Raw genomic sequence first — 16,290 nt, 5'->3', positions numbered from 1 at the left:
CGCATGGCCGGGCTCCGGGTTGGTCAGGGCGTACTGCGCCGCAAACCGATCGAGACGATCGAGGAGGCGGAGGAGACCGAGGCCCACGGGGAGCGTCTGACCCGCACCCTGGGGCTGTGGCAGCTCACCGCGATCGGCGTCGGCGGCATCATCGGCGCCGGCATCTTCAGCCTCGCGGGCACGATCGCCAACGGCGTGGCGGGCCCGGCCGTCCTGGTCTCGTTCCTGATCGCGGGCGTGGCGAGCGCGGCGGCGGCGTTCTCGTACGCCGAGTTCGCGGGCCTGATCCCGCGCGCCGGGTCCGCCTATACGTACGGCTACGCGGTGCTCGGCGAGATCGGCGGCTGGTTCATCGGCTGGGACCTGCTGCTGGAGTACACGGCCATCGTCGCGGTCGTGGCCATCGGCATCTCCGGCTACATCAACTTCCTGCTCGCGGAGACGAACACCCAGCTGCCCGACTGGATGCTGGGCGCGCCGGGCACCGGCGAAGGGCACCGGGTGGATCTGTTCGCGGCGGTGCTGTGCCTGCTGATCGCCTATCTGCTGACCATGGGCATCAAGAACGCCGCCCGGTTCGAGACGATCGTGGTGGGCCTGAAGGTCCTGGTCGTGCTGCTGGTGATCATCGTGGGGTTCTTCCACATCGAGAGCTCCAACTACACCCCCTTCTTCCCCTTCGGCGTCAGCGGGGCGTTCACGGGAGCCGCGACGGTCTTCTTCGCGGTGTTCGGCTACGACGCGATGTCCACGGCGGCGGAGGAATCGAAGGACGCGCAGCGCCACATGCCGAAGGCGATCATGTACTCGCTCGCCATCTCGATGGTGCTCTACGTACTGGCCTGCCTGGTCCTGACCGGCATGCAGCCCTACCACGAGATCGACAAGGAAAGCGGCTTCTCGACGGCCTTCAAGGCGGTGGGGCTGAGCGGGATCGCGGACGTCATCGCCGTCGGCGCGATCATCGGCATCCTCACCGTGATGTTCACGTTCATGCTCGGTGTGACCCGGGTGTGGTTCGCGATGAGCCGTGACGGGCTGCTGCCGAAGTGGTTCGCCCACACGCACCCGACGCGGCACGTGCCGACGCGGGTGACGTGGATCGTGGGCGTCGCCTCGGCGCTGATCGCGGGGTTCGTCCCGATCGGCGAGGCGGCGGAGTTGACCAACATCGGCATCCTGCTGGCCTTCGCGGTGGTGTGCACCGCCGTCATCGTGCTGCGCTACCGGCGGCCGGACCTGCCGCGCAGCTTCCGCTGCCCGGGGGTGCCGGTGGTGCCGGCGATCGGGGTCGCGGCGTCGATCTGGCTGATCACCTATCTGGCGTGGCAGACGTGGGTGCGGTTCGCGGCGTGGTTCGCGCTGGGGCTGGTGGTGTACTTCGCCTACTCCTACCGCCACTCGGAGCTGGCGAAGGCGGACGAGCGCGGAATTCCCCGGGATTAGCGGCTTTCCCACCGCCGGAATTGACAGAGGCCTCACCTTTTTTGGCCGACCTGTCTGCCTACCTGAAAAGATATGACTTTCCGGCCATGGCCCGTTCTTTTCGCTCCGTCGCCGCGCTACCTTCGAGGAACAAGCTCGCCGCCCCGCCGCGAGGGCGGCGGCAGGCAACCGACGGGGGCGCGTGATGCGGTCGGTGACGTATCGGATCGAGCGGCTGGACGGCCCCGTGACGGCCCGTCATACGACGTCGGCGCGCTCGTGACCGGCGGGAGCCGGTTCAGCGTACGGATCCGGCTGCAGATCGCGGTGCTGGTCGTGGTGGCCCTGGCCACGTTGTCGGCCACCTGGCAGTTCAGCGGCGCCGGCGGTGCCTATCAGGACGCGGTGCGCGAGGAGCTCAAGCGCCAGGCGGCGGTGCGGGAGGACGTCCGCCACGTCTACGGCGACGAGGCGCCGGGCGCGTTCCGGGCGGCGGCCGCGCGGATACGGGCCGACGCCCTGCGGCCCCTGGAGGACCGGGGGCGGCTGGCCGCGTCCGAGTACGCCCTCGCCGCCCAGAGCGCGCTCGCGTCCCGCGCCACCGCCGGGTCCCTCGGCGACGACGCCTACGTCCACCGCGAGCTCGGCTACGACGTCCCGCGCCGGCTGGCCGACCTGCAGAAGCGCTCGCCCGCGCTGTACGCCCTCGACCCGGGCGCCACGCTGCGCGAGGGCGACCGGTGGGCCCTGTGGGGGCGGATCTCGGTGTGGGTGGCGGTCACGGTCCTCCTCCTGGCCGCGGCGGCCGCGAACGTCCTGCGGCCCGTGCGATGGCGTCGCCCGCCCGCGCCGCCACCGGCCCCCCGGGTGCTGCGGGGGCCCGAACTCCTCCCGCAGCCGGCCACCGCCCCGCCCGGCGACGACCGGCGCGTCGCACGCTTCCGGCTGTTCCTGGCCGCGCTTCTCCTGGCACTGCCCTTCGGCCAGATGGTGGCGGCCTGCGACGAGCAGCGCGGCCAGGCCGAGGCGGCGCGCCGGGCCGCCGGGATCTCCACGGCCGTCGAGGTGAGCGGCCAGCGGACGGCGTTCCTCACCGCGAGCCTGCAGACCGCGCTCGCGGCGGACCTCCAGGCATCCGCACGCCTGTCGGCCGCCCTGAAGGCCGGGGGCTCCCAGGACGCCGCGCACGAGCAGGCCGTGGCCGTGGCCGAGACGAAGGCCGCCGGCCTCATGGCCCGTACGGCGCACTACATGGGCCGGCCCGCGGAACCGGCCGACCGCGTCGACGGAGCCACGTCGGCGGCGCTGCGGACGGAACCACGCCAGTGGCGCACGATGCTGGCCGAGCAGCACCGGCAGGTGGACCGGGCCGAGGCGGCCGGCATGCGCGGATTCGGGCTGGCCGCGGCCACGGCCTTCGCGATCGTGGCCCAGTTGCTGGCCGAAGCGGCCCGCTCCGCGCGCCGCGTCGGCCTCGGCCGGTCCGCCGCGGTCACCGCGCTGGTGTCGGCCACGCTGACGGCCCTGGCCCTGGTGTGAGAGCGGCCTACTTCAGCAGCCGCGACAACCGCCGGTCGGCCAGCGGCTTGCCGCCCGTCTGGCAGGTGGGGCAGTACTGCAGGGAGGAGTCGCTGAAGGAGACCTCGCGGATGGTGTCGCCGCAGACCGGGCAGGGCTGCCCGGTACGGCCGTGGACCCGCAGGCCGCTCTTCTTCTCGGCCTTCAGCTCGGCGGCGGCGTGCCCGCGCGAGCGCTCGACGGCCTCCCGCAAGGTGGTGCCCAGGGCCTGGTGGAGGGCGGCGGTCTCCTCGTCCGTCAGGCTCGCCGCGAGCTTGAACGGCGACATGCGCGCGGCGTGCAGGATCTCGTCGGAGTAGGCGTTGCCGATGCCGGCGATGACGCTCTGGTCGCGCAGGACGCCTTTGAGCTGCCGGCGCTCGCCGCGCAGCACGGCGGCGAACGCCTCGAGGGTGAACTCCGGTGCGAGGGGGTCGGGGCCGAGGCGGGCGATGCCCGGCACGTCGGAGGGGTCGCGGGCGCAGTAGACCGCGAGCCGCTTCTGGGTGCCGGCCTCGGTGAGGTCGAAGCCGTCGCCGCCGGCCAGCCTCACCCGTAGCGCGAGAGGGCTCCTGCCCGGGCGCGGGGGTGTTTCGGGAAGGCTGTCGTGCCAGCGCGTCCAGCCCGCGCGGGCGAGGTGGAAGACCAGGTGGGGGCCGTCGTCGGTGACCACGTCGAGGAACTTGCCGTGCCGCCGCACGGCCGTGACCGCGCGCCCCTCCAGGTCGCTCAGCGGCGGGTCGTAGGTCTTGAGGACGCTCACGGCGGCGGGCAGCACGCGCTCGATCCTGCGGCCGACGAGGCGTTCGGCCAGGAACTCGGTGAGGGCCTCGACCTCCGGCAGTTCCGGCATGGTTCAAGTCTGCCGGAGCGGGCGGAAGCGGCAACTCAGTGGACGGGGGCGGCCCAGTCGATGCGGTAGCCGGTGAGCCAGTCCATGCGCGCGCGGGGGTCCTCGGCCATGCGGCGCTCGACCTCCGCGTCGCGGGCCCGCCGCTCCTGCTCCGTACCGGGGGCGCGCCCGGCCATGGCGCCGCTCAGGGCCACGACCCGCTCGACGCGCTCGCGCCGCAGCCCCTCGTACGCCTCGAACGCCGGCTCGTTGCCGGGCAGGTCGCGCAGGCAGCGGGCGAGGACGACGCCGTCCTCGATGGCCAGGGACGCGCCCTGGGCGGCGTTGGGGGCGGTGGCGTGGGCGGCGTCGCCGACGAGGACGGTGTGGGCGTCGTGCCACACGGGTGTGGTGGGGATGTCATAGGCGTTGATGCCGACGATGTCGTCGCCGGTGGCGGCGGCGATCGCGGCGGCGGGGGTGCGGTCGTCGGCGAAGGCCTCGGTGACGCGGCGGCGCCACTGGGCGGGGGTGGCGGCGGCGAGGACGGCCCGCGGGAGCTCGGCGGCGGGCATGTTGGCGAACCAGTAGGTGGTCCCGTCCGGTGCCCTCGTGCAGCCGAAGAAGGCCCGCTGCCCGTAGTACATGCGGTACGTGCGGTCCGGGACGGGGGCGTGCGCGGCGCGGGTGCGGCCGCAGACGGTGAGCTGGCCCGTGTGCCGGGGCGGGGGCGCGGCCGGATCGAGGAGGGCGCGGGTGCGCGAGCGCAGGCCGTCGGCGCCGACGACCGCGGTGCCCTCGGCGCGGGTGCCGTCCGCGAAGCGGGCCACGACCGTTCCCCCGGGGCGGACGGTGAGGTCGACGAGGCGCTTGCCGTGCTCGACGCGCACGCCCCGGCGGGCGGCCTCGGTGCGCAGGGTGCGGCAGAGCACGGAGCGCCGGAGGGTGCGCGGGCCGAGCCCCGGGTCCCAGGAGCCCGACAGGGGCCGCCGGCCCAGCAGCCGGCCGGTGTCGCTGATGAACTCCACCGTCTCCGCGCCGCAGGAGGCCTCGCGCACGGGCCCGTCGGCGTCGATGGCCCGCAGGGCGGCGAGCCCGTTGGCGAAGAGGGTGAGGAAGGCGCCGGCGTCGTCCGCGCCGGCCGGGAACGCCTCGTAGACGGTCGCGTCGATGCCGGCCCTGTGCAGGGCCATCGCGGTCACGGGTCCGGCGATGCCGCCGCCGATGATCAGGACATGGGCCATGGTCTTGCTCCGCCCCCACACGTCGATCCCGGTCGAACACGTGACCAAGACGTAACCAGAAGGGGTGCACTCCGTCCAGAGCGCGTGGCTACGCCCGCAGGGCCTCGGCCAGATAGGGCGCCGTCACACTCGCCGCCGACCGCGCCACCTCCTGCGGCGTGCCCGCGGCGACCACCCGGCCGCCCTCCGCGCCGCCGCCCGGCCCCAGGTCCAGGACCCGGTCCGCGCCCGCCACGACGGCCATATCGTGCTCGACGACCACCACGGTGTTGCCCGCCTCGACCAGACCGTGCAGCTGGCGCAGCAGCACCTCGGTGTCGGCCGGGTGCAGCCCGGTCGTGGGCTCGTCCAACACGTACAGGGTGTGTCCGCGGTGGGTGCGCTGCAGCTCGGTGGCGAGCTTGATGCGCTGCGCCTCCCCGCCGGACAGCTCGGTGGCGGGCTGCCCCAGGCGCAGGTAGCCCAGGCCCACGTCCTGCAGGGTGCGCAGGCCGCGCCGTGCGGCGGGCACGTCGGCGAGGAAGGAGGCGGCCGCGTCGACGGTCATGTCGAGCACGTCGGCGATGCTCGCGCCCCGGTAGGCGATCTCCAGCGTCTCGGGGTTGTAGCGCGCTCCCCCGCAGGCGGTGCAAGGGGCGTACGTACCGGGCAGGAACAACAGCTCGACGGCGACGAACCCCTCGCCCTGGCAGACCTCGCAGCGCCCGGCGACGACGTTGAAGGAGAAGCGGCCGGCGCCGTAGCCCCGGGCGCGGGCCTCGTCGGTCGCGGCGAAGACCTTGCGCACGGCGTCGAAGAGGCCGGTGTAGGTCGCCAGGTTGGAGCGCGGCGTACGGCCGATCGGCTTCTGGTCGACGCGCACGAGCCGGTCGACGGCCGCGAGCCCCTCGGCTTTCACCTCCGGCTGCCGCCCCTCCAGGTGCGCGGCCACGGTCTCCGCCAGCGCCTCCCCCACCAGCGTCGACTTGCCCGAACCGGAGACCCCGGTGACGGCGGTGAAGACCCCGAGCGGGACGTCCACGTCGAGGTCGCGGAGGTTGTGCCGGGTGACGCCGCGCAGCGCCAGGACGCCCGAGGGCTCGCGGGGCGTACGGGCCCGGGGCCCGGCCCCGTCGGGGAAGACGAACCGGCGCGTCGCGGAGCCGGCCACCTCGGCCAGCCCGTCCACCGGCCCGCTGTAGAGCACCCGCCCGCCGTGCTCGCCCGCCGCGGGCCCGACGTCCACGATCCAGTCGGCGCGGCGGACGACGTCCATGTGGTGCTCGACGACGAACAGCGAGTTCCCGGCCGCCTTGAGCCGGTCCAGGACGGTCAGCAGGGCGGCGCTGTCGGCCGGGTGGAGACCGGCGGAGGGCTCGTCCAGGACGTAGACGACGCCGAAGAGGCCGGAGCGCAGCTGGGTGGCGAGCCGCAGCCGCTGCAGCTCGCCGGCCGACAGGGTCGGGGTGGGGCGGTCGATGCTGAGGTAGCCCAGGCCGAGCTCGGTGAGCACCTCGATGCGGGCGACCAGGTCCCGGGCGAGCGCCGCGGCGACCCCCTCGCCGTCCCGCACGGGGCGCAGCGTCCGCGCCAGGGCGTCCAGCGGCAGCGCGGCGAGCGCGGCGATGTCCCGCCCGGCGAACGTGACGGCCAGCGCCTCGGGCCGCAGCCGCCGCCCGTCGCACACCGGGCACGCCCCGCTGACCAGGTGCCGCTCGGCACGGGCCCGCAGGGCGGCGCTCTTGGAGTCCGCGTAGGTGTGCAGCACGTAGCGGCGGGCGCTCATGTACGTGCCCTTGTAGGGGCGTTGGATGCGCTCGGCGTCCCGTACGGGGTGCACGGTGACGACGGGTTGCTCGTCGGTGAAGAGGATCCACTCGCGGTCCGCCCGCGGCAGCTCCCGCCAGGGCCGGTCGACGTCGTACCCGAGCGTGTCGAGGATGTCCCGCAGGTTCTTGCCCTGCCACGCGCCCGGCCAGGCGGCGATGGCTCCCTCGCGGACGGACAGCGACGGGTCGGGGACCAGCGAGTCCTCGGTGACCCGGTGGACGCGCCCCTGACCGTGGCACTCCGGGCAGGCCCCGGTGGCGGTGTTGGGCGAGAAGGCGTCGGAGTCCAGCCGCGCGGCCCCTTCGGGGTAGGCGCCGGCGCGGGAGTAGAGCATGCGCAGCGAGTTGGAGAGCGTGGTGACGGTGCCGACGGAGGAGCGCGAGGTGGGCGCGGACCGCCGCTGCTCCAGCGCCACGGCGGGTGGCAGCCCGCTGACCTCGTCCACCTTGGGCGCGCCGACCTGGTGGATGAGGCGGCGCGCGTAGGGGGCGACGGACTCGAAGTAGCGGCGCTGGGCCTCGGCGTAGACGGTGCCGAAGGCGAGGGAGGACTTGCCGGAGCCGGAGACTCCGGTGAAGACGACGAGGGCGTCTCGGGGGATGTCGACGTCGACGGCCTTGAGGTTGTGCTCGCGGGCGCCGCGCACGCGGACGTAGGGGTCGTGCATGACTTGATCATTCCCCACCCCGCCCCTTCCCGTAACTGGGGCTCCGCCCCAGACCCCGGTCCTCAATCTCCCCCAGCTACCGCTGGGAGGTACCCCCAGACGGGCTGAAATTGAGCCCGTCCGGCGATTGAGGACAAGAAACGGTGAAAGGGCGGGATCGGGGAAGAGCCCTCCGGGGTGCCAAGCTGAGGGCATGCACGACACCCCACCCGCCCACGTCCTCGTCGTGGACGACAACCCCACCGTCGCCGAGATCGTGGCGGGCTACCTCACCCGCGCCGGCTTCACCGCCGCCAGGGCGGCGGACGGCCCCGCCGCCCTGGCGGCGGCCGCCGCCGTCCGGCCCGATCTCGTCGTCCTCGACCTCATGCTCCCCGGCGGCATGGACGGCTTCGCGGTGTGCCACGCGCTGCGCCGCGACCACGGCGCCCTCCCCGTGATCATGCTGACGGCCCGTGGCGAGGAGGAGGACCGCATCCTCGGCCTCGAGGTCGGTGCGGACGACTACGTCACCAAGCCCTTCAGCCCCCGCGAGCTCGTCCTGCGGGTGCGGTCGGTCCTGCGCCGCGCCCACGCCGCGGGTGCGCCCGGCCCGGCGGGCACGCCGCCGCTGCGCGCGGGGGGCCTGGCGCTGGACCCCGCGGCCCGGCGCGTCACCAAGGGGGGCGCCGAAATCTCCCTCACGGTCCGCGAGTTCGACCTCCTGGCGTTCCTGCTGCGCCACCCCGGCCGGGCCTGCGCCCGTGAGGAGCTGATGCGGGAAGTGTGGGGCTGGGAGTTCGGCGACCTGTCCACGGTGACCGTCCATGTGCGGCGGCTGCGCGGCAAGGTCGAGGACGACCCGGCGCGGCCGAGGCTGATCCAGACCGTCTGGGGCGTCGGCTACCGCTTCACCGCGCCGGGGCTGGACGGTGAGCCCGGCCGTGCGTGACGTCGCGCTCATCGCCTTCTACGCCCTGCTCGGCGCGGTCGCCGCCGGGTTGTTGGGGGCCCTCGCGCTGCGGGCCCTGCGCCACCGGTCGGTCGCGGTGTCCCTGACCGTGGTGGCCGCGGTCCCGGTGACCGCGATGCTGGCCGGGACGCTGGCCGTCGCGTGGGCGATGTTCCTGTCCTCGCACGACCTGACCGTCGTGACGACGGTGTGCGCGATGGCCGCCGTGGTCTCCCTCGCCACGGCGCTGCTCCTGGGCCGCTGGGTGGTGGCGCGCAGCGCCGCCCTGACCCGGGCGGCCCGTTCCTTCGACGAGGGCGGCTTCGCCGCCCCGGACGGCGGGGCCACGGCGGAACTGGCCGAGCTGGGCCGGGAGCTGGCGGCGACCAGTGCCAGGCTCGCGGCGTCGCGGGAGCGCGAACGCGCCCTCGACGCGTCCCGGCGCGAGCTGGTCGCCTGGATCTCGCACGACCTGCGGACCCCGCTGGCGGGGCTGCGCGCGATGTCGGAGGCGCTGGAGGACGGCGTGGCCGAGGACCCCGGGCGCTACTTCCGTCAGATCCGCACCGAGGTGGACCGGCTCAACGCCCTGGTCGGCGATCTCTTCGAGCTCTCGCGCATCCACGCGGGGGCGCTGCCGCTGCACCCGAGCCGCATGTCGGTGTACGACCTGGTCGGCGACGCGCTGGCCGGCGCCGGGCCGCTGGCGCGCGAGCACGGCGTGCGTCTGGTGGGCGGGGAGGTCGACGCGGTCCCGGTCGAGGTCGACGGCAAGGAGATGACCCGGGTCCTGGGGAACCTCCTCGTCAACGCCATCCGCCGCACCCCCGCCGACGGCACGGTGGCGGTCGCCGCGCGGCGGGCGGCCGGCACGGTCGTGGTGTCGGTCACCGACGAGTGCGGGGGCATCCCGGAGGAGGACCTGCCGCGCGTCTTCGACACGGGCTGGCGCGGTTCGGCGGCGCGTACCCCCGAGGCCCACGGGCACGGCGGCGCGGGCCTGGGGCTGGCGATCGTCCGCGGCATCGTCGAGGCGCATGCGGGCCGGGCGACGGTCCGCAACGTCCCGGGCGGCTGCCGCTTCGAGGTGACGCTGCCCGCGGCCCGCCCCTAGGGGCGGGCCGACGGCGTCAGCGCGGACACCGCCGCACCCCGTGGAGGGTGATCGGAGCCCAAGGCGCTGACGTGATCAGGGGGTGTGCGTCACGATGCAGCCCTCTGGCAGTGCGACGACCGTGAAGCGAACGGGATGGCCCATGTCCGACACCGATACCGCCGCGGGCCCTTTGCACAGGATCGCCGCGGCGATCGACCGGGAGCGGGACCCCTCCTCACGGACATGTCTGACGTGCGGCGGGCCGACCCGGGTGGTGGTGCGGGAGGAGTCCGCGGGCAACGGCCGGCCCGTCATCAGCGCGCGCAAGGAGTGCGAGGGCAAGGGGTGTGCGCGCCCCTGACCCGCCGGCCGTCCGGGCGCGCCCGGCTCACGGGTCGGTGACGGCGGCGGGCGTGGCCGGGGCCGTACGGGCCGCCCAGCGCTGTTCGACCTTGGCCAGGCGCCAGTAGGCGAGCGCGACGGCCCACACCACCACGAACAGCCCGACGATGACGAACCCGACGTTGTCCAGGTCGAGTCCGGCGATCCAGCCGGTCACCGCGTCGTCGAGGCCGAGCTTCTCGTGCAGGACGCCGACCAGTTCGATGGTGCCGATGAGGAAGGCGACCGCGATGGACAGCCCGGTGATGGTGAGGTTGTAGTAGACCTTGCGGACGGGGTTGGAGAACGCCCACTGGTAGGCGAAGTTCATGAAGGTGCCGTCGAGCGTGTCGAACAGGCTCATGCCGGCGGCGAACAGCAGCGGCAGGCACAGGATCGCGTACCAGGGCAGCCCGGCGGCGGCGCCGCTGCCGGCCATGACCATCAGCGTGACCTCGGTGGCCGTGTCGAAGCCGAGGCCGAAGAGGAAGCCCAGCGGGTACATCTGCCCGGGGCGGGTGATGGAGCGGGTGAAGCGGCCGAGGACGCGGTTCATGAAGCCGCGCGAGTCGAGGTGCTTCTCCAGCTCGGTCTCGTCGTAACGGCCCTCGCGCATGGCGCGGAAGATGCGCAGGATGCCGGCGAGGGCGACGAGGTTGAGGGCGGCGATCAGGTAGAGGAAGCCGCCGGAGACGGTCGTGCCGATGACGCCGAGCGTCTGGTGGGTGGTGGACTCCTCGTTCATCAGCGTCCCGGCCAGCTGGGTGCCGCCGGCCACCAGCAGGGCCATCAGGACGACGACGCTGGAGTGGCCGAGGGCGAACCAGAAGCCGACGGAGACCGGGCGTTTGCCGTCGGCCATCAGCTTGCGGGTGGTGTTGTCGATGGCGGCGATGTGGTCGGCGTCGAAGGCGTGCCGCATGCCGAGGGTGTAGGCGGTGACGCCGAGGCCGACGCCGAAGACCTTGGAGTCGACGGTGTAGTGGTTCGGCACGACCATCAGGAAGAGCACGCCGAACGCGACGACGTGCAGGGCGGCTATGACGGCCAGCAGGCCCGCGGTGCGCAGGGTGTCCTGGCGACGCCAGCGGAAGGCGGGCGCGGGGCCGGCGGGGGAATCGGGGAACTCGGGAAACGCAGTCATCGTGGGGTGAACGCTCCAGCACCTCGTGGATCATTTCGAGATGCCGTGGCCGGTCTCCTGGCTTACGGGTCCGTTCGCGCCCGCCCCCGCCTTCCCGGCAGCCGGCTGCGGCCAGTGGCTCCGCGCGCCCATGGGCGCGCGGAACGGGACGGTCACTCCCCGATCACAGTGGCGAGGGCCGCTCCGGAATGGGACCACGAGGGTCCGTCACCGGTCTTCCCGAACACCACGGCCGGGCCACTTTAACTCCTGGCCTCCGAAGACCCGCTCCCCGTCGGCCGCCTCGCGCCACCACTGTTCGAGCGCGCCCTGGTCCATGGCCGCCCAGTCGGGCGTGGCCTCCACCTGTGCCCGGCCCAGCCGGCGGGCGAGCTCGACGACGGCCAGGCCCGCGGCCGAGCGCTCGGCGTCGTAGGCCCGTACCGCCTCGTCCCAGCTCGTGGCCGAGCGCAGAGCGCGTTCCAGCACCGTGGCGTCCTGGAGGGCCTTGACCGCGCCGCTGCCGGTGTGGGGGCGGGTGACGGCGGCCGCGTCGCCGGCGAGGACGAGCCGGCCCTCGCCGTAGTGCGGCACGGCGAGGTCGTAGAGGGGCTGGACGGAGGTCCGCTCCCTGGGCGTGAGGCGGACGAACTCCTGCCAGTACGGCGGGAAGTGCCGCTCGACCACCGCCGCGTGGTGTGCCATCAGCTCGTCGGTCACCGTGCCTGGCGGCAGGCTCGTCGCCTCCCGCAGCGCGGGGGCGGCGGAGGGCGGCGGGGCGGTGTAGAAGACCCAGTTGGCGAAGGCGCCAACGCCGTGGGCGCCGGGAATGCGGTAGGCGATCATGTGGCCGCCGGGGAAGGTGACGGTCGCCGCCTCGTGCTCGGCCCATGCGGTGCGCGGGCCCGGCAGCGCGTCGGCGGGCACGGTGCCGCGCCAGGCCAGATAGCCGGCGTAGACGGGCGCGGTGGCGGCACGGGTGGCCGCCCGTACGGCCGAGCGGTAGCCGTCCGCGCCGACGACCAGGTCGAAGCGCTCCTCGCTCCCGTCGGCCAGGCGCACCCCGACCCCGTCGGGCTCGGGGACGACCTGCTCGACGGTGGCGCCCCGCCGGTAGTCGACGGACGCGGGGACGCGGGCCCGTAACTCCCGCCACAGCGAGCCCCAGTTGTACGAGCGGAACGGGAACGGCAGCTCCCCCAGCCGGCGGCCGGCGCGGTCGCCGCCGTCCCGGGTGAGCCAGGTGCGGGTGGTCAGCCGCACCCAGGGCATGGCGGCGTCGACGTAGCCGGCCGCCTCCAGTTCGCTGTAGCGCTCGTCGCGGACGGCGAGGCCCACGCCCCGGTCCTGGAGCCCGCCGGGGGTCCGCTCGTAGACCACGACCTCGTCGGCACCGGCGCGGGCCGCCGCGAGCGCGGCGGCGCAGCCCGCGATGCTGCCGCCCACCACGGCCACTCTTCCTCCCCGCACTGTCATCCTCGCGTCTCTTCTCGGGTGATGCGTTGATGCGCTTCGTGCACAGATCTTGACTGTCCGTCGTCCGCGGCACCAGAGTCGCCGACACTCCGCAGGTGATGGACGCGTCCGGCGGGCCGGTGTACGAGTGCAGTGGACCTAATCACGGGGCGAAGGGGCTGACGCCATGACGGATTCGGCAACAGGCGCGGAACGCGGGCCCGAAAAGGCGGCGGTGCCGGGACAGCGGGACGGTTTCGTGCGCCGCATCGGACTGTTCCAGGCCACGACCATCAACATGAGCCAGATGTGCGGCATCGGGCCCTTCGTGACGATCCCGCTGATGGTGGCCTCCTTCGGCGGGCCGCAGGCCGTCATCGGCTTCGTCGCCGGCGCGGTCCTGGCCCTGGCGGACGGCCTGATCTGGGCGGAGCTGGGGGCCGCGATGCCCAGAGCCGGCGGCAGCTACGTGTACCTGCGGCAGGCCTTCCAGTACCGGACGGGCAAGCTGGTGCCGTTCCTGTTCGTCTGGACGGCGATGCTCTTCATCCCCATCGGCATGTCCACGGGGATCATCGGCTTCGTGCAGTACCTGGGCTATCTGTGGCCGGACATGGGGCAGACGGCGGGCGACCTCACGGGGTTGGCCGTCATCGCCCTCATCATCACGATGCTGTGGCGGCGCGTCGACCACATCGCACGGATCACGGCCGTGCTGTGGTGCGTCATGCTCGCCTCGGTAGCGCTCGTCATCGTGGCCGCCTTCACCCACTTCAGCCCCGACCGGGCCTTCACCTACCCGGGCGACGCCTTCGAGGTGACCAGCCATCAGTTCTGGATCGGCTTCGCCGCGGGCCTGACCATCGGCATCTACGACTACATGGGCTACAACACCGTCGCCTACCTGGGCGCGGAGATCAAGAACCCGGGGCGCACGATGCCGCGCGCGATCGTCTACTCGATCCTCGGCATCATGGGCATCTACCTCCTGCTGCAGATCGGCACGCTGGGCGTGATCGACTGGCGGCAGATGCTCGACCCCGCCTCGACGGCCCACTCGTCCGTCGCCTCCGCCGTGCTGGAGGAGGCCTGGGGCAAGGGCGCCGCGAACACCGTCACGGTGCTGATCCTCGTCACGGCCGTCGCCTCGGTCTTCACCGGCCTGCTGGGCGGCTCGCGCGCGCCGTACGACGCCGCCTGCGAGAAGGTCTTCTTCCGCCCGTACGCCAAGCTCCATCCGCGCCACGGCTTCCCGGTGCTGGGGCTGGCGACGATGGGCCTGCTGACCGCCGTCGGCTTCCTGATCGGTCGTCACACGGATCTGGCGACGCTCATCTCCCTGCTGACCGCCGTGATGGTGATCGTGCAGGCCCTGGCCCAGGTGCTGGCGCTGACCGTGCTGCGCCGGCGCCAGCCGGGGCTGCGCAGGCCGTACCGGGTGTGGCTGTATCCGCTGCCGAGCCTGGTGGCCCTGACGGGCTGGCTGGTCATCTACGGCTACGCGGACGAGAACTCCCCCGGACGGCACCCGATCGAGTGGTCGCTGGCCTGGGTCGCGGCGGGCTGTGTGGCTTTCGTGCTCTGGGCGAAGTACGAGAAGGTCTGGCCGTTCGGACCGCGGGAGATCAGCGAGGAATTCCTGAACGCCCCCGACCCCGATGCCCACCACGACGCCGCGGTACCCGGCACGGGCCCCGGAGGCGACCCCGACGCCGACCCCGACACCAAGGAGCCCACCCCGGCCTGACGGAGCATCGGCCGCCCCGGGCCCATGGACCGGACTCCGGTGGTCCGGCCGAACGGTGATAAAACGGCACCCATGCCCGTGACCACTGCCCCGCCCCCGCCCGTTCCCACCGCCAAGCCGCGCAAGCTGCTGTGGCACCGCCTGATATTCGGGCTCTGGTACCGGCCCGTCGAAGTCCTCGACGAGGCGCGGGACCGGAGCGTGTGGGGGGCGGCCGCGTTCGTCTCCCTGCTGTGCGGGGCGCTCGGGACGCTGGCCAAGGACTCCTTCTGGGGGCAGTGGGGGGTCAGTCCCGTGCTGGCGCTGGAGGCGATGGCCATCGGCTCCGCGGTGATGATGCTGGCCAGCCTGCTGCTGGGCGCCGCCACCCACGCCATAGCCCGCCGTCTGGGGGGCAACGGCAGGTTCGCGCCCACCGCGAGCCTGTTCGTCGTCATCTTCTGGGCCAGCGACCTGCCCCGGCTGGCGCTCGACACCTGGCTGCCGGCGAGCTCGATGCCGGTGCGCGCCGCCGCCTCGGTGACGGCGGCGTTCGGCTGCGCCCTGGCCACCTTGCTGATCCGCGGACAGCACCATCTGCCGACCCATCGGGCCGCGGCGTCCGTGAGCGTGCAGATGCTGGCGGCGGTGGTCCTGCTGAAGTTCCCGCCCGGCAGCGGGTGAGGTGGGCCGGAACGCCGAAGGCCCGCCCGGTGCGACGGGGGATGCACACCGGGCGGGCTCGAGGACAGTTCTACCTCATCAAGGATGGGTTATGCATCAAAAACCTGTTCGGCTTGTCGATTACCAGCGGACCGGGAGCGAAATCAGGCCACGCGCCCTGATGGTGGGACGCCACCTCAGCGACTCTCTCGGAACATCGAGTTCCAGGTTTTCGAAGCGCTCCAGCAGCGCGGCGAGCGCCGTCTCCATCTCCAGCCGGGCCAGCGGCGCACCCAGGCAGTAGTGGATGCCATGGCCCAGCGCCAGCTGGCCCGACCGCTCCCGCCGCAGGTCCAGGCGGTCCGCATGGGGGAAATGACGCGGGTCGCGGTTGGCGGAGGCCACGGACAGCAGTACGGTCTCGCCGGCCGGTACCGTCACTCCGCCGATCTCCATGTCCTCCAGCGGGAAGCGGCGGATCGCCAGCGGAGCCGGCCCGTCCCACCGGCTGAGCTCCTCCACTGCCGCCTCGAGACCGTCCGGATTCTTTCGCAGCTCGCGCAGGTGCGCGGGGTGGTCCAGCAGGGCGAGGACGGCGTTGGCGATGAGGTGGACGGTGTTCTCGTAGCCGGCGAAGAGGATGAGGAAGGCCAGCGAGGTCAGCTCGTCCCGGGACAGCGTGTCCCCGCCGTCCTCCACGGCGATCAGGTCCGAGAGCAGATCGTCGGCGGGCTCGGCCCGCTTGCTCTCGATGAGCCCGGTGAAGAAGCGCATCATGCTGGCGATGGCTTCCTTCATCAGGTGCGGCCGCTCACGGTCCGGGGTGATCAGGGCGTCGGTCCAGACCCGGAAGTCGCGCCGGTCGCGCTGCGGGATGCCGAGCAGATCGCAGATGACGATGATCGGCAGCGGCCCCGCATAGGTGGCGAGCAGATCCGTCCGCCCGTCGGCCTCGACGGCGTCCAGGAGGTCGTCGGCGACCCGGCGCACCGGCGCGCGGAGCTTGTCCACCCGGCCGGGCGTGAACGCCTTCACCACCAGGCGGCGCACCCGGGTGTGGTCGGGCGGGTCCATGTTCAGCAGGTTGGCGTCCAGCGCCGGGGGCAGCGAGAAGCCGCTGTAGTTGCCGGGAAGGGCGTTGCGCTTGTCGAGGGAGAGCCGCGGGTCGGCGAGGCCCTTGCGGACGTCCTCGTAACGGGTCACCAGCCAGGCCGGCTTGCCGTCCGGGCCGGTGACGCGGTGCACGGGCCCGGCCTCGCGGAGCTTGTCGTACGTGCCGTACGGGTCGTCGATCAGCGCGTTGACATCGATGGGCTGCATGTCACCCGACTCTAGAGGGGACTGAAGGTCCGGTTCCGGGCGGATCGTCGGCACTGGCGGC

13 protein-coding genes and 1 riboswitch are annotated in these 16,290 nt (G+C 73.2%); of the genes, 7 read left to right on the top strand and 6 right to left on the bottom strand.

What is annotated here, in order from left to right:
* Window positions 1–3: 3 nt before the first annotated feature.
* Both ACIGXW_RS01820 and ACIGXW_RS01815 read left to right on the top strand, forming a co-directional pair.
* Window positions 4–1,446 (top strand): amino acid permease, encoded by a 1,443-nt coding sequence (locus ACIGXW_RS01820; protein ID WP_399568787.1) that lies wholly within the window; start codon window positions 4–6, stop codon window positions 1,444–1,446.
* Window positions 1,447–1,704: 258 nt separating this feature from the next.
* Window positions 1,705–2,964: a hypothetical protein gene (locus ACIGXW_RS01815; RefSeq protein WP_399568785.1), complete on the top strand. Its 1,260-nt coding sequence runs from the start codon at window positions 1,705–1,707 to the stop codon at window positions 2,962–2,964.
* A gap of 7 nt (window positions 2,965–2,971) precedes the next feature.
* On the opposite strand, the gene ACIGXW_RS01810 is transcribed toward ACIGXW_RS01815, so the two are convergent.
* From ACIGXW_RS01810 to ACIGXW_RS01800, 3 genes are all read right to left on the bottom strand, one after another.
* Window positions 2,972–3,835 carry an Fpg/Nei family DNA glycosylase gene (locus ACIGXW_RS01810; protein ID WP_399568782.1) on the bottom strand — a complete coding sequence of 288 codons (864 nt, stop codon included), beginning with the start codon at window positions 3,833–3,835 and terminating at the stop codon, window positions 2,972–2,974.
* A 35-nt stretch (window positions 3,836–3,870) separates the two neighbouring features.
* A complete protein-coding gene (locus ACIGXW_RS01805) occupies window positions 3,871–5,058 on the bottom strand; it encodes an FAD-dependent monooxygenase (RefSeq protein ID WP_071962712.1) in 1,188 nt (395 codons plus the stop codon).
* Window positions 5,059–5,146: 88 nt separating this feature from the next.
* A complete protein-coding gene (locus ACIGXW_RS01800; RefSeq protein WP_399568780.1) occupies window positions 5,147–7,534 on the bottom strand; it encodes an ABC transporter in 2,388 nt (795 codons plus the stop codon).
* 193 nt (window positions 7,535–7,727) lie between these two features.
* Here ACIGXW_RS01800 and ACIGXW_RS01795 point away from each other — a divergent pair, with 193 nt between their 5' ends.
* From ACIGXW_RS01795 to ACIGXW_RS01785, 3 genes are all read left to right on the top strand, one after another.
* Window positions 7,728–8,465, top strand: coding sequence for a response regulator transcription factor (locus ACIGXW_RS01795; protein ID WP_399568778.1), 738 nt, complete (start codon window positions 7,728–7,730; stop codon window positions 8,463–8,465).
* Window positions 8,458–9,579: a HAMP domain-containing sensor histidine kinase gene (locus tag ACIGXW_RS01790; protein ID WP_071962711.1), complete on the top strand. Its 1,122-nt coding sequence runs from the start codon at window positions 8,458–8,460 to the stop codon at window positions 9,577–9,579. The genes ACIGXW_RS01795 and ACIGXW_RS01790 overlap by 8 nt, the downstream gene beginning before the upstream one ends.
* A 142-nt stretch (window positions 9,580–9,721) precedes the next feature.
* On the top strand, window positions 9,722–9,922 hold the full coding sequence (locus ACIGXW_RS01785) for a hypothetical protein (protein WP_071962672.1): 201 nt from the start codon (window positions 9,722–9,724) through the stop codon (window positions 9,920–9,922).
* Between the two features lie 27 nt (window positions 9,923–9,949).
* Here ACIGXW_RS01785 and ACIGXW_RS01780 read toward each other — a convergent pair whose 3' ends face one another.
* On the bottom strand, window positions 9,950–11,086 hold the full coding sequence (locus ACIGXW_RS01780) for a HoxN/HupN/NixA family nickel/cobalt transporter (RefSeq protein WP_399568775.1): 1,137 nt from the start codon (window positions 11,084–11,086) through the stop codon (window positions 9,950–9,952).
* A gap of 29 nt (window positions 11,087–11,115) precedes the next feature.
* Window positions 11,116–11,332: riboswitch (cobalamin riboswitch) on the bottom strand.
* Window positions 11,294–12,514, bottom strand: a complete 1,221-nt coding sequence (locus tag ACIGXW_RS01775; RefSeq protein WP_399568773.1) for an FAD-dependent monooxygenase — start codon at window positions 12,512–12,514, stop codon at window positions 11,294–11,296. (Overlaps the previous riboswitch by 39 nt.)
* A gap of 193 nt (window positions 12,515–12,707) precedes the next feature.
* Here ACIGXW_RS01775 and ACIGXW_RS01770 point away from each other — a divergent pair, with 193 nt between their 5' ends.
* Complete coding sequence (locus tag ACIGXW_RS01770; RefSeq protein WP_071965775.1) at window positions 12,708–14,267, top strand: APC family permease; 1,560 nt, start codon at window positions 12,708–12,710, stop codon at window positions 14,265–14,267.
* A 72-nt stretch (window positions 14,268–14,339) separates the two neighbouring features.
* On the top strand, window positions 14,340–14,930 hold the full coding sequence (locus tag ACIGXW_RS01765) for a YIP1 family protein (RefSeq protein WP_071965774.1): 591 nt from the start codon (window positions 14,340–14,342) through the stop codon (window positions 14,928–14,930).
* A 120-nt stretch (window positions 14,931–15,050) separates the two neighbouring features.
* On the opposite strand, the gene ACIGXW_RS01760 is transcribed toward ACIGXW_RS01765, so the two are convergent.
* Window positions 15,051–16,229, bottom strand: coding sequence for a cytochrome P450 (locus tag ACIGXW_RS01760; protein ID WP_399568770.1), 1,179 nt, complete (start codon window positions 16,227–16,229; stop codon window positions 15,051–15,053).
* Window positions 16,230–16,290: the final 61 nt, after the last annotated feature.

Source organism: Streptomyces sp. NPDC053079 (assembly GCF_044546695.1).
GTDB lineage: Bacteria > Actinomycetota > Actinomycetes > Streptomycetales > Streptomycetaceae > Streptomyces.
The sequence above is the reverse complement of the archived record's forward strand: the minus strand, read 5'-3'. Positions and strand labels throughout refer to the sequence as shown.

Bases quoted from the DNA above. Each gene is read 5' to 3' on its own strand.
- ACIGXW_RS01820 (WP_399568787.1), top strand. From the start codon at position 4: ATGGCCGGGCTCCGGGTTGGTCAGGGCGTACTGCGCCGCAAACCGATC.
- ACIGXW_RS01810 (WP_399568782.1), bottom strand. From the start codon at position 3,835: ATGCCGGAACTGCCGGAGGTCGAGGCCCTCACCGAGTTCCTGGCCGAA.
- ACIGXW_RS01805 (WP_071962712.1), bottom strand. From the start codon at position 5,058: ATGGCCCATGTCCTGATCATCGGCGGCGGCATCGCCGGACCCGTGACC.
- ACIGXW_RS01800 (WP_399568780.1), bottom strand. From the start codon at position 7,534: ATGCACGACCCCTACGTCCGCGTGCGCGGCGCCCGCGAGCACAACCTC.
- ACIGXW_RS01795 (WP_399568778.1), top strand. From the start codon at position 7,728: ATGCACGACACCCCACCCGCCCACGTCCTCGTCGTGGACGACAACCCC.
- ACIGXW_RS01785 (WP_071962672.1), top strand. From the start codon at position 9,722: ATGTCCGACACCGATACCGCCGCGGGCCCTTTGCACAGGATCGCCGCG.
- ACIGXW_RS01780 (WP_399568775.1), bottom strand. From the start codon at position 11,086: ATGACTGCGTTTCCCGAGTTCCCCGATTCCCCCGCCGGCCCCGCGCCC.
- ACIGXW_RS01770 (WP_071965775.1), top strand. From the start codon at position 12,708: ATGACGGATTCGGCAACAGGCGCGGAACGCGGGCCCGAAAAGGCGGCG.
- ACIGXW_RS01765 (WP_071965774.1), top strand. From the start codon at position 14,340: ATGCCCGTGACCACTGCCCCGCCCCCGCCCGTTCCCACCGCCAAGCCG.
- ACIGXW_RS01760 (WP_399568770.1), bottom strand. From the start codon at position 16,229: ATGCAGCCCATCGATGTCAACGCGCTGATCGACGACCCGTACGGCACG.